We start from the raw sequence: 13,266 nt of genomic DNA, 5'->3' as shown, positions 1-13,266 counted from the left end.
TTTATTTGGAATACTCTTAGCCAAACTTTAATCAGCTTATCAACAAATTGCTTACCAACTTCAGATTCTCTCATCAACTGCTGGAGTTCTTGATCAAGAAACTCGTAACCCCGTCTCCCAGTCAATTTCGGCTTGAATTTCTGGAAAAAAGAATGCCAGGAACGGCTCGAAGTATTGTTCTACACCTTCCTTCCAAGCACCATCATAATCGGCTCGTACTTCACTCACTGGTTTTTCTTACTCAGATTGCAGAAATATCATAGCGTCTTTCATTTGGTAGCAGATAGATAGACTGAATGGAGGACTACAAACCATAAGAATAGTTTCAGTCCCGTTGTCACGATTAGTCCATGACCAGGATTCGTTACCATCCAAGCAGCTTGGATCATCTATCTGCCATTAACTAGAGTACAACATTAAGGTTATAGGCAAAAAAATAAAGTATATTCTTATGGGTTGTTGAAAAAACAAAAAGTATGCTAGATTCTTCTTATACTGAAAGCGTCTCTGAAACTTCCACTTCAGAGACGCTAGTTAATTGCACAAATTGACAAAGCGGCTAAACTTCCACATTGAGCCGCCTTGTATTCTTTTACCCTTTGGAGGTAACACTTATGTTTAATCATCGTAGCACAAAACAAAATCAACACCCTAGTTTGAATCTCAATCAATTGGAATCTATCCTTGCAGATGGGCTATTGACAAAAAAAGTCAGAGAACTGGTTAAAATGCTGGTAGACCGAAAAGTTTCGACTGAAGAAATCCGAGAAAAAGCTAAAAACGGTAAACTTGAATTTTCTTATTCTTATGGAGTGCTGCGGATAGTTCCATCACACAAGGGTAAATCAGGTAGGTGCTGGAGATGGGACGTAATCTTTTCCCCAGTGAGTTTATCCCAAGTTTCTGAATAAATAGTTTAACTCTTTAGGTTTTACTTTGCGTCTCTGTTCCTGTTGAAGAGGCATAATTCCGTTTGGAATAGCCCTCTTCCAGGTGGGTATACACTGTTTGGAAGTACACAACTCCTATGAGTTGAAAACCAGATGACACAGCAGCTATTTGTTACTAAAAAATACGGCACTTATGCTGACACTTTCCTGATGCTAGGTCTGGCACAGCTTGTTGAGTATGCCCTGAAAGCTACTAACCAAAAAAGTGCAATTCAACTTTTAGATCAAGGAACACACTACTGCCTACAACTAAAACAAACCGTCAATTTAGAACTGATAGCCAAACTCAATTATACCAATCTTTTTCCACCAGTCAAAGGTCAAAAGACTGACATTAGCAAAATACCGCAGGAAACCGAATGTTTTGACACAGTGGAGAAAACCGACCAAAGAAAACTTTATCGGGAGTATTTATTTCAACAAAAAGGCAAACCCCAATTTAATGAAGATGCACCAAAACCACCGCATCCAAGTACCCAAAATGGCGTAATTCTTACTTCCATGCGTCATGACCGCAATCATAACGAACTGTGGTATTTAGGATGGCAAACGGTAGGGGCGGGGTCTCTCCACCCAAATTATGGGGCTTTATTAGTTGCTTTGTTTACGGCATTTAGCCAAGAAGCAGAGGATGTTAATAAATTAGTAAATGAGTTATTTACTCAAGCTACTGGACAGAAATTACCAGACACAGCCAGTGCAGTCAAAATTTATTTACCTACATCTGTTCAAGGTGTAAATCGCATTAAAGCAGACAGTAATAAAGTAGATTCTCAAAAAGCAGATTGGTTAAGTTTATGGTTGATTGCTGGAGGTTTATTTACCTTTGGTATAGCAGAACGAGTAAAAATAGCAGAACGAGTTTATGATTGGCGTGCTGTTGCCCTTGAACCACAAGATATTCCGTTAAATAAATATCGTGAGGTGTTGAATAAGCTGCGTCAATTAAACCCACCATCTGGAGGGCATGGAATTGCTAGATTTGATGCAGAGTTGATATTACGTTTTTGTCAAGAGTTACTTAATCATCATCAAGTCCAAACAGACATAGAACCTGATGAATTTGATATTTGGCAACCGATTAATCATTTTGTTAGTAATTTTATTGGTACTCACTTTGGTTCTAAAGGTCAAGTCTATGGTGTCAAAGAAGTTTTTACTTTAGGATTGCCTGGTTGGATTAATCCTAAAAGCTCTCAAGAACTAACAGATTATCACAATGTTTTAAATGAACATTTGTCAATTATTAGTAGCTTATCAGCAGAAGAGGGACATAGTGAATTATTAGCAGCTTATCGGGACTTTATCACTGGTACAAATCTAGGAAATTTCTTTCGATTTCAAGTAAGTTATGCCGATTATGTTGTGAAACGTTTAGCAGATGCTAAAGCCAAACCTCCCCGTTTATTTTCTCTTAATGGATTAAACCTCATGGTGAAAAATTTTAATTATCGTCAAAATGACCAGGAATTAAATTTAACAGACATCACTGAAGACCCTGGATTTTTACGCATTGCTAAAGCTATTAATAGTGCGACTGTCTATGCCGGAAAAGATGAACATGGCTGGGATAGAATCTATGGTTTAGCACAGCGTTTGAGCAGTCAATCAGGTTCCAAAAAGGATTTTATTATTGAATTATCAATCTTTCTTGCTAGTTATGAAAATGAAAATCTCCGTATTGATGAAGAACTCAAGAAGAAAGGTAAATACCCAAGAATTTGGACTACCAAAGATGATTTAGATAGAGTCATTAATTTGATTGAGAAATATGGTTCTAGTTTAGTAGCTAATCTTTTAATTGCTTATGGTTATGCCAAAGGTTGGGGTAAAGCCAAAGAAGCAAACAAAACCGATTTAACTGATACATCACAAACAGAATTAGATAATCTTGAAGAAGGAGCATCAGATAATGACTAAGACAAAATTTCCTGCTTACTCAATTTCTATCAGTGGCTTACTTTCCTTACAACTTCATGCTTTAAATAATGAGGGTAACGAGGGTAATCAATCCTTAACTCGACGTTATTACATCATTCAAGAAGGAATGAATGAACCTGAATATGTTAATGGCATTTCTGGGGATATGTTCAAACATATTCAATCGGAACATTTACACCGTGTTGCTTTAGAATCTGGACTAAGTTTATCAGAGGGTGGTAAACAATTTAATCCTGATAGAATTGGTTATGATCTAGAAAAAAATCTCTCGGTTTTTACAGATAAAGATACTGATTTAGCTGCCAAAACAGGTAAAGTTCTGCAACTCTGTACCATCAGCGATTTAGAAGGTTTCATGGTGACTGTTAAAGGTGGACAAACCTTAAAACGTGATTCTGTCATTGAGTTTGGGGCGGTTGTCGGTTTACCCACTTTCGTGAAAACTCAGAGTTATTTTCATGCTAAATATGGTGTAGATAATCCAACTCCTTACAATGTGCAGGTCAGTTCTGGTTTATATGCCACTGTTCTCAACATTGAGGCTTTTAGAATTGGTTATAATCCCCACACTTTTAATTACAGCATTGATGGTTCCGAACGTAAAAAACGTCTTGACGCTTTACTCAAAAGTGTGCTTTATACTTATCTCCAACCTAATGGAGCAAAACGCAATACTAATTTACCACATCCTGACAATTTTGAAGGTGTAATTACTGTTAGTAGTCGGCGTTGTCCTGCACCAATGATTAGTTCTTTGGAAAGAAGTTATAAAACACAAATTGATAGTTTGGCAGCTACGTTAAATAACCTCAATGGTGCTGATACAATCCGCTGTTTTAAGTTTGAAAATATAGCTGAATTTGCTGACCAGATTGAAATTTTGATTGCTCAAACTCTACCTTGGGATAGTGAAAATGCCGAAGCAATCTCCTAAATCAAAATCTTCCCCAACATCAGAAACCGTAACTACATGGCTAACTGTAACATATCAACCTGTTAGCCTATTTTCTCTCAAACGTTCTGATGCTACCAGCATGGCTGCAAGGTCTAATTTAGTACCTACTCCTTATGCTATCAAAATGGCATTATTGAAAGTGTTGTTAGAAAGTCAGGGAAGACACCATCAAAATGATTTTGACCAATGGATTAAAACCGAATTTACCTGGATTCGAGATTTAACAATTTATATCTGGCCTCCAGAAAAATTGGTTGTCAATCGCAATGGTTATAAACTGCGTTATTACGACCAAACTGCCGATAAAGCAGATAAAACTCGTCCAACTATCCCTATGCAAGATGGTTTTGTATTTCGGGAATGGGTATATTTACAAGGACATCTGCAAATTTGTTGTAGTGCGGGAAACCATTTATCAGAACTAGAACAGTTATTTACTCAAATTAATTATTTTGGTAAACGCAGTTGTTTTTTTCAATATTTACCTGACTTCAAACAAGAAACGTCAGAACCATTATTTCAACCAAATCCTGCTACTGGTTTTACAATCCAACCAATGGATGATTTAGGTGAAAAAACCACATTTAGTCGTATTAATCCTTTTTCTACTGATAAAGCTCAACTCGATAAAGACCGAGTGATTAAATCAGGTCTTTTACCATTAAAACTCATTGCTACCAGCGCCCGTTATGACATTTATCAAAGATATTGAAACTACGTTTGCTGGTATGAGTTTAATTCTGAGACAAGATACAGAAATTATCAATCCTGTCAGTTTAGAATCTTGGTTATCAGATACTCAATTTGCCCCAGTTTGGATTCCTTTACACATTGATGATGGCATTACCAAAATCATGCCTGTGCTGCTAGATTATGGATTATATCCACAACTAATGGAATCAATTTGTCAGCGAATTATTGGTAAAAGAATCATCCTAGATTGGCAAAATAATTCATATCAATTAACAGGTGTTGAAGTTGATTCTAATGCTCTTCATGTAATTCTCATTTCGATTTCTGCTACTGCACCATTACCAGCAACATTAGGAAGGGCTATTCATGCTCAATGTTTTCAATGGTTTGCTAATGCTAATCCTATTCTAGCAGAGAATTTGCATCAACAGAATAGCTTGCCAATGACTGTAGGAATACAATACAGTTCACGGCAAAGAATGCAGTTGAGAATTACACTGTTAAAACAAGAACTTTTAGCACCACTACTTTGGGGATTGAGTAGCAATTTAGGTGATGAAATTACATTGGCAGGAATATCTTGTAAATTAGGTAAATGGATAAATATTTATCAATCTAGCAGTTTTGAAAAGTTGGCAGAGATATCATCACAAAACACAATTGAATTACAATTTTTTTCCCCCACTAGTTTTAAGCAGAATCAAAATATTCAACCTTTCCCACTACCAGATTTAGTATTTAACAGTTTACTACGTCGTTGGAACAAATTTGCACCAGCAGAACTGCAATTTCCTCAAGTTGAATGGCAAGGTTTAGTTTCTGCTTTTGAACTAAAAACCCATGCTTTGAAGATGGAAGCAGGGGCAGAGATTGGTACTGTTGGCTGGGTAAAATATCGGTTTCCAGACCCTGAACAAGCCAGAATTGCTACTATTTTAGCTAACTTCGCTGTCTTTTCTGGTGTGGGACGTAAAACAGCTATGGGTATGGGTCAAACTGCTTTCATAAACCAATAATTAGATTGTAGGGTGCGTCAAAATTAAGGATTATTGCTTAAATACTTCAAGCTAAAATCTGACGCACCAATTACCAATTACCCATTACCAATTACCCATTACCAATTACCCATTACCAATTACCAATTACCCATTACCCATTACCCATTACCCATTACCAATTACCAATTACCCATTACCAATTACCCATTACCCATTACCCATTACCAAATAAAATGAATGAAAATTATTTACCTCTAGCTTACTTGAATGCTTGGGAATATTGTCCACGTCGATTTTACCTGGAATATGTATTAGGTGAAATGGAAGACAATGAACATATTATCTTAGGTCGTCATGTCCACCGCAATATCAATGAAGAAGGCACTTTTCAGGATGGGGAAACACTGATTCATCAACAACAATGGGTGTGGAGCGATCGCTTGCAGGTTTCCGGTATCATTGATGCTGTAGAAGAATACGATGGTCAACTTGTGCCTGTGGAATACAAGAAGGGAAAAATGGCACAGCACCTAAACGACCATTTTCAACTTTGTGCTGCGGCTTTATGTCTGGAAGAACGCACGGGACGCACTATTACCTATGGCGATATATTTTATCATGCCAACCGCAGAAGACAAACTGTAGCATTTACACCACAACTGCGACAAATGACAGAACAGGCGATCGCACTAGCTCATGTTGCTAGTCAAAACAAAATGCCTAGACCTATTGATCATACCAAAAAATGTCAATCATGCAGTTTGCAAAGTATTTGCTTACCTTTTGAAGTCAAACAATTACAAAATCAAGATTATTAAACTATGACTACTCTTTATATTATTCAACCTGATGCTGTTTTAAGCAAAGATTATGAAGCTTTTCAAGTTGCTTTGAGACAAGAAGATGGTTCTTGGAAAAAACAAAAAGTTGCGGCTCAAACTGTAGACGAAGTTATTTTAATGGGTAATCCCCAAGTGACTGGTGATGCTTTTGTTTACGCATTAGAATTAGGAATGCCAGTGCATTATCTTTCTAGTTTTGGTAAGTATTTGGGTTCTGCTTTACCTAAATCTTCTCGTAATGGTCAACTGAGATTAGCACAGTATGCAGTTTATCATGATCCTGTGCGGCGTTTGGAATTAGTGAAGGCGATTGTTAGTGCAAAAATTCATAATCAATATAATGTGTTGTATCGACACAATGAAAAAGATAATCCTCTCAAAGAACGGAAAAATTTAGTTAAGACTCAACAAAATATAGATCAAGTGCGGGGTGTTGAGGGTTTAGCTGCTAGGGAATATTTTGCTTGTTGGCAACGGATGATAGGTAAACAATGGATTTTTAATGGCAGAAATCGTCGTCCGCCAACAGATCCTGTAAATTCTTTACTCAGTTTTGCTTATGCTTTATTGCAAGGTCAAGTCATGGCTGGTGTTCATGTGGCAGGATTAGACCCTTATATTGGCTATCTCCACGAAGTTCATCATGGTCAGCCGGCAATGGTGCTAGATTTGATGGAAGAATTTCGGGCTTTAATAGCTGATAATTTGGTGCTGTCGTTATTGCATAAACATGAAATTAAACCCGAAGATTTTAATGAAAGTTTGGGTGCTTATCGGTTGAAGGATAATGCAAGAAAAACATTTTTACAAGCTTTTGACAAAAAAATGAATGATGAGTTTAAACATCCTGTATTTGATTATCGTTGTACCTACCGACGAGCGATAGAGTTACAAGCACGGTTGCTGAGTCGTCATTTACAAGAAGGTATTCCCTACAAACCTTTATCACTAAGATGACTACACTGTTTTATCTGATTATTTACGACTTACCTGATAATAAAGCTGCAAATAAGCGGCGTACTCGCTTACATAAAATGTTGAGTGGTTATGGTAAGTGGACTCAATATAGTGTGTTTGAATGTTTCTTGAGTGCGGTACAGTTTGCTACACTACAAACAAAGATAGAAAAGCTGATTAAGCCTGATGAGGATTCTATTAGGATGTATGTGCTGGATGCTGGTAGTGTGAAAAGAACTATCACTTATGGTTCGGAAGTACCTAGACAAGAACAAGCAATAATTATATGATGAATACATCAGCTTAATTTTGGCAGACCTAGAGCGGGGTCAAAAACCCTGGAGATTCGCCAAATCGCCAGAACCTTGATAATTGAATACTTTCAGCGTTTCATTAGTTTCAGTTGGTAGTTGACCCGAAGCCTGAAATGAGGTTTTTTGAGAGGTCTGCCAAAATCGTCTCTAGATTCCGCCCCTAGACTATGTTTCAGATGGCGGGAAAGTTTCCCAATAAATAATCCCCGCAAGGGGACTGAAACAATTAAGAGGACAATCGCTCCACAGCAATCTAGATTTAAAAGTTTCCCAATAAATAATCCCCGCAAGGGGACTGAAACTAAATAAAATTGCTGCGATGAACTATTTAATAGTTCAAAAGTTTCCCAATAAATAATCCCCGCAAGGGGACTGAAACCTTATTTTGGTTTGTTGAACTGTTCTGTTTTATTTAAAGTTTCCCAATAAATAATCCCCGCAAGGGGACTGAAACAAAAAAGATTCACCCATACGATTGTAATAAAGTCCAAAAGTTTCCCAATAAATAATCCCCGCAAGGGGACTGAAACCTATCAGCATCTAAACGCACAAAAAAGAATAAAGTGTTTCCCAATAAATAATCCCCGCAAGGGGACTGAAACATTATATCAAATTGTTTTTGATATAAATTAGGATCAGTTTCCCAATAAATAATCCCCGCAAGGGGACTGAAACAATAGTGTGTAACACCAACCATGTGATCTACTTCTTCAGGAGTTTCCCAATAAATAATCCCCGCAAGGGGACTGAAACAATTGTTAGGTGACGGTGCAGGATATACAGGCTCCAGTTTCCCAATAAATAATCCCCGCAAGGGGACTGAAACCAATGTTCTCGGTAAGATTAACCTCAAACTCTGATGAGGTTTCCCAATAAATAATCCCCGCAAGGGGACTGAAACCCTGACTTATAAGCTTTGACTAGCATCATCGGATTATGTTTCCCAATAAATAATCCCCGCAAGGGGACTGAAACATTAATTGACTCATGCTCCCAACTATTAGAGGCAGCAATGTTTCCCAATAAATAATCCCCGCAAGGGGACTGAAACTAAGGGGTATATCGCCTGCATTAGTTAGAGAGTTTCGTTTCCCAATAAATAATCCCCGCAAGGGGACTGAAACATAAATTGAGCCATTACCTCTGCCACATTTGTATGGTTTCCCAATAAATAATCCCCGCAAGGGGACTGAAACTAGAATTATTGCTTACATCGATTCTTACAATCTTGGGTTTCCCAATAAATAATCCCCGCAAGGGGACTGAAACATTAAAAGCCATCATTGTAATTACAGTTTATTCTTGTAGTTTCCCAATAAATAATCCCCGCAAGGGGACTGAAACGCAAGTTAGTTTTAAAGATTTAACTGGTGAATTGTCATTAGTTTCCCAATAAATAATCCCCGCAAGGGGACTGAAACTTTAGAATTTAATGATACACCAAGTTTAACAGCTATGGTTTCCCAATAAATAATCCCCGCAAGGGGACTGAAACATTGCTGGTGCAATTGCTGTGAACCTTGCATTAATGTCTGGTTTCCCAATAAATAATCCCCGCAAGGGGACTGAAACTTTATCCAGTAGTTATGGTCTGAGACATTTAACAGCCCTTTGTTTCCCAATAAATAATCCCCGCAAGGGGACTGAAACTTTAAATTTACATTAATACTATCATGTTAGCCGGAGTTTCCCAATAAATAATCCCCGCAAGGGGACTGAAACGAAATTCCAGCTAATGTCAAAGTTGCGATCGCAGCAGTTTCAATAGTTTCCCAATAAATAATCCCCGCAAGGGGACTGAAACTATCTCCGCAGTTCCTCAGCCGACGCACAGCCGATCGGTTTCCCAATAAATAATCCCCGCAAATAGATTTTTTAGCCACAGCAAGTTTAGCTTTTCCTAATCCGCGACTGGGAAAAAACTGATCTTCAATAATTTTCTTGTACTTAGCAGTAACTTCCTTTTCATCTTGGGGATAAAGTTTAATTTGGTAATAGTCTTTTACTGCTGGAAATTTCTGAAAGAGTTCAGTAATATCTGAAATTAATTCTTTTTGAGAAGCCTTTTTCAAATATTGTTTAAGATCAGTAAGATTGATTTTTGGTGGTTTCATTTAAAATCAACAATAGTTGCAAAAAAAAATAATTTATGGAGATGTCTAATAAGTACCTGGACAGAATTAATTAGATATTATTTATATTTATCAATCCTTTGCTAATTAAGGATTTTAGTCCAGATATTTGTGTAATTAATTTTGTCTTATTACTTAATTAAGCGCGTTTTGCTAACAATGTAGAACTATCACCTTGATGAAATTTTATTTTTCCTTGGAGTTCATTTTCGTCTTCCAATTTTAACCAACCGCTACCAGAAGCCTCATCATTTTCATCATTGCCTTCCCAAGTAAATTCTAATTTGTTAGCATTGCCATCTTTAATAATATCACCATCAATATATCCAGTAACCAATCCAAACTGAAACTCCCCATTTCCTTGTTCATTAATTTCGATATAAGCCTGTACTTCCATATTAAAATATTCATCATCCCAATTCGACATTTCATAAATATGCCAAGTTCCAGTAAATTCCATGATTTTATCCTCCCGATTTAAAGATTTACTATATCAGTATTTTTGTGATTTTTTTTCATCTTCCCCAGTGATTAATTTAAAATTTTCATTAATATGGTTATAATCATCTGGTTCAATAATAGCTTCATCAGAAAAACCAGCAGCAGCAAATTGAGATTTAATGGATTGTAAGTTAATTCGTGTCAAATAAGATAGGTTACTTGATAAACCATGAATTGTTGTTCGACGAGTACCTGAATGTTGCTTAGAGTAAGCTAAATCATTCTTCAGCACCCATACAGCTAACATATAAACATCTTCAGGAAACTGAATGGAAATTGTTTTTAATTCAGAGACTCTTACTACTTTACGTTCGTTTATAGACATTTGTACTCTCTCCTAAAATTACCTAGTTCAGCACGGCGTAAATAAACCAACCATTCTCAATCCCCAAAAAGTTTATGACCTATTACTTTTGATTTTTGACTTCTGCGTTCGCGTAGCGTCTCTGAGAGAAGCGGTACTAGCTGTATATAATTTGCTCAATTTATGAAGTTATTGATTTACCTAATAATACCAATCTTTGCTGTAACCGTGTATATCGTTGCATATCATTAGTAGAACGCACAGCCAAAGATATAGCTTTTTTTGCCCCAATTACAATTGCTAACTTTTTAGCACGGGTCAAACCTGTATAAAGTAGATTACGACTCAGCATCATATAATGCTGCATATAAAAAGGTAAAATCACCACCGGATATTCAGAACCTTGGCTGTTATGGCAGACAAACCCATTTACTGTAAATGAGTGGTGTCCATCAACCTCAAGGTCATACATCGTTGTTTCTTGCACCAAATATTCAACTGAAACAATTTCGTCAAAGAAGTAATTTGTATGAATGGTTTTTTGAATATTTTCTGGTAAATAAGTACCGTGATGTGAAGAAAAATTGACAATCTTTTGAAGATGGGCGTATGTACATTTCATTTCACCTCTAGCAATTATATTAACAAAATAGTATTGACGGCTTCTATTTGCTTTTAAGCCTTGACCTTTTATACCCTGTGTATTTATAAGATTTACCTTAAATTCATTAATTAATTTGGTACCAAATGGAATGATATCAATGTTCGCTTTACCTTTTTTAATAGCTCTTTCTACTAAAACTGATAAAAGTCTAGATTTTCGCTCAATTACAAAATTAACCTTTTCAAAAAAGGGAATAATGCTAGGACCTGAAACTATAATTTTATGATGCCGTTCTCCCTGGCTATTTAAGACAGATATAATCCCAATTGAAAGTAGTAAGCTATGAACATCTTTCACTAATTGTCTAGATGAAGATGTAAAACGAGTATTAATTTTTCCTACTGAACCATCAGTGTCAAATAACCCTCGTAGGTATGCTGATCGAACCTGTTCAGTTGCACCAAAAATTACATGAGGAGTCTTTTTGTCGGAGGCTAGGGCATAATTTAATCCTAAACTTTCTAGCCAATGCCGCAGTGGTTTGGACACAAAGTAGACACGATAATGATTTTTTCTAGCTCTGACAGTTACATTTAACCCAAAACCTTCAAATATAGACTTATATTTGTTAACTATTTCTAAATCCTGACTAGTAATATCAATCATACCGTGACCGCCGCGACGGTATGAACCGTCGCCAATAATCACTCCTAAAGCCCATGCCAAATCTTCGGTTAGAGTAGTCGGTAATTGAATGCGCTTTTGAGGATTATTCGTTTTCTGGTAGCGAATTTCAGGTAAATCCACAATCCGCCCATCAATACCAGAACGGTCAATACAAGCAAAATTACCTGGAGCAAGCTCAGAGGCTTTTCTAAAATGTGGAAGTTCCTCTCTGGAAGCCACTAGTAAAGGATGATCTATAGAAATGTCTATGGTGTATCCGCTTTTTGTAAGTATGCGAACAATTGGTTTTTCTCCAGTTTGAATATGATCTAGTATCTGCCTATAACCACCCATTCCAGTACACACTTTTTCTCCAATTGCAACATCTTTAACTTGCACCAATCCACGACCTTTAATTGCAGTTAAACCATATCCTGCAACACATTTATGTATAGAAACACTCCAAGCTAAAGTAATTTCATTCAAGTCAGCATAATCATAAACTACAGAACGTTCCCCGTACTGCACATTTACCTCTTGTTCAACAGTGTCTATGTCTGCGATAATTCCCAAATCACCGTTAAACACTTCTCTTTGATAATCGTTAGTCTGCTGAATTACTCTGTCACCTACCCGCAATGTCATTCCACCCCTAGTAATTTCCACCTTATCGGGACTTTTAGGATTAATTAATTCCTGCAATACTATATTCAGATTCCGAGTACCCACTAATCCCCTTGACATCGGACAAAGCACTTGTACATCAGTAGCGGGGTTAAATCCTAATTTTGGGATCAAGTCTGTGATTAATTCACAAATTGTTTGTACCCCATGTTCTGGCTGATATCCTCCTCCATGCCACAAACAGTCAGAAACAGGGTTATCGTTGATTTTTTCAATTGTCGGATACTGTCCCCGGTTAATTTCGTGGGCTGCGGTAATAATCGCACTCTGTTGGGCTTGACGAAATACCTGAGTTAGTCGCACTACAGGGACTCTGCCAGAATTTATCAGGTCAGCAAGTACACTACCTGGCCCCACTGATGGCAACTGGTCAATATCTCCCACTAATAAAAGTTGTGCGCCTGCTGAGACTGCTTTGACTAAGGCGTATGCTAAAAATAAATCTAACATACTGGCTTCATCAACAATAATTGCTGTTTGAAGTAACGGATTATCACTATCGGCCTTAAAACCCCTGGTTCTGGGGTCAAATTCCAATAAACGATGTATAGTCTTTGCTTCTAAACCAGTCATTTCACTTAAACGTTGTGCTGCCCTTCCAGTTGGTGCAGCTAAAGCAATGGATTTACCCATCGCTTTCCATAAACTAACTATGGTATGGGTAGTGAACGTTTTACCAACTCCTGGACCCCCTGTAAGAATCATGATCGGGGAATAAGCAGCCA

12 protein-coding genes, 2 pseudogenes and 1 CRISPR repeat array are annotated in these 13,266 nt (G+C 37.1%); of the genes and pseudogenes, 9 read left to right on the top strand and 5 right to left on the bottom strand.

The features are described from left to right. Window positions 1-14: 14 nt before the first annotated feature. A pseudogene (locus VB713_RS25565) lies at window positions 15-228 on the bottom strand (transposase); the annotation flags it as partial. Window positions 229-614: 386 nt separating this feature from the next. Here VB713_RS25565 and VB713_RS25560 point away from each other — a divergent pair. From VB713_RS25560 to cas2, 9 genes are all read left to right on the top strand, one after another. Next, the gene (locus VB713_RS25560) at window positions 615-911 is read left to right on the top strand and encodes a hypothetical protein (protein ID WP_323314301.1); all 297 of its coding nucleotides are present in this window, start codon (window positions 615-617) and stop codon (window positions 909-911) included. Window positions 912-1,043: 132 nt separating this feature from the next. Next, on the top strand, window positions 1,044-2,870 hold the full coding sequence (locus VB713_RS25555; RefSeq protein ID WP_323314300.1) for a hypothetical protein: 1,827 nt from the start codon (window positions 1,044-1,046) through the stop codon (window positions 2,868-2,870). Then, window positions 2,863-3,825 (top strand): DevR family CRISPR-associated autoregulator, encoded by a 963-nt coding sequence (locus VB713_RS25550; protein ID WP_323314299.1) that lies wholly within the window; start codon window positions 2,863-2,865, stop codon window positions 3,823-3,825. Before VB713_RS25555 ends, VB713_RS25550 begins: the two co-directional genes overlap by 8 nt. Beyond that, window positions 3,806-4,558 carry a hypothetical protein gene (locus tag VB713_RS25545; protein ID WP_323314298.1) on the top strand — a complete coding sequence of 251 codons (753 nt, stop codon included), beginning with the start codon at window positions 3,806-3,808 and terminating at the stop codon, window positions 4,556-4,558. Before VB713_RS25550 ends, VB713_RS25545 begins: the two co-directional genes overlap by 20 nt. Beyond that, the gene (cas6, locus tag VB713_RS25540) at window positions 4,536-5,555 is read left to right on the top strand and encodes a CRISPR system precrRNA processing endoribonuclease RAMP protein Cas6 (RefSeq protein ID WP_323314297.1); all 1,020 of its coding nucleotides are present in this window, start codon (window positions 4,536-4,538) and stop codon (window positions 5,553-5,555) included. Before VB713_RS25545 ends, cas6 begins: the two co-directional genes overlap by 23 nt. Window positions 5,556-5,588: 33 nt before the next feature. Next, entirely contained in the window at window positions 5,589-5,774 is a 186-nt protein-coding gene (locus VB713_RS25535) for an alpha/beta hydrolase (protein WP_323314296.1), read from the top strand. Further along, window positions 5,771-6,355, top strand: a complete 585-nt coding sequence (cas4, locus tag VB713_RS25530; RefSeq protein ID WP_323314295.1) for a CRISPR-associated protein Cas4 — start codon at window positions 5,771-5,773, stop codon at window positions 6,353-6,355. Before VB713_RS25535 ends, cas4 begins: the two co-directional genes overlap by 4 nt. Window positions 6,356-6,358: 3 nt before the next feature. After that, window positions 6,359-7,336 carry a type I-D CRISPR-associated endonuclease Cas1d gene (cas1d, locus tag VB713_RS25525; protein ID WP_323314294.1) on the top strand — a complete coding sequence of 326 codons (978 nt, stop codon included), beginning with the start codon at window positions 6,359-6,361 and terminating at the stop codon, window positions 7,334-7,336. Beyond that, entirely contained in the window at window positions 7,333-7,626 is a 294-nt protein-coding gene (gene cas2, locus VB713_RS25520; protein WP_015217589.1) for a CRISPR-associated endonuclease Cas2, read from the top strand. The genes cas1d and cas2 overlap by 4 nt, the downstream gene beginning before the upstream one ends. 211 nt (window positions 7,627-7,837) lie before the next feature. After that, window positions 7,838-9,454: a CRISPR direct-repeat array (repeat unit 37 nt; unit sequence GTTTCCCAATAAATAATCCCCGCAAGGGGACTGAAAC). Window positions 9,455-9,527: 73 nt separating this feature from the next. Here the strand turns inward: cas2 and VB713_RS28355 are convergent. The 4 genes and pseudogenes from VB713_RS28355 to VB713_RS25505 form a co-directional block, all read right to left on the bottom strand. Further along, window positions 9,528-9,764: pseudogene (locus tag VB713_RS28355) on the bottom strand (DUF6155 family protein); the annotation flags it as partial. Between the two features lie 157 nt (window positions 9,765-9,921). Next, complete coding sequence (locus tag VB713_RS25515) at window positions 9,922-10,242, bottom strand: hypothetical protein (protein WP_323314293.1); 321 nt, start codon at window positions 10,240-10,242, stop codon at window positions 9,922-9,924. 33 nt (window positions 10,243-10,275) lie between these two features. Further along, window positions 10,276-10,608, bottom strand: a complete 333-nt coding sequence (locus tag VB713_RS25510) for a hypothetical protein (protein ID WP_323314292.1) — start codon at window positions 10,606-10,608, stop codon at window positions 10,276-10,278. A 160-nt stretch (window positions 10,609-10,768) separates the two neighbouring features. Beyond that, a partial coding sequence (locus VB713_RS25505; RefSeq protein WP_323314291.1) for an AAA family ATPase occupies window positions 10,769-13,266 on the bottom strand: 2,498 nt, incomplete at its 5' end.

The organism is Anabaena cylindrica UHCC 0172 (genome assembly GCF_034931625.1).
Lineage (GTDB): Bacteria > Cyanobacteriota > Cyanobacteriia > Cyanobacteriales > Nostocaceae > Anabaena > Anabaena cylindrica_A.
This window is presented reverse-complemented; position numbering and strand designations above follow the sequence as displayed.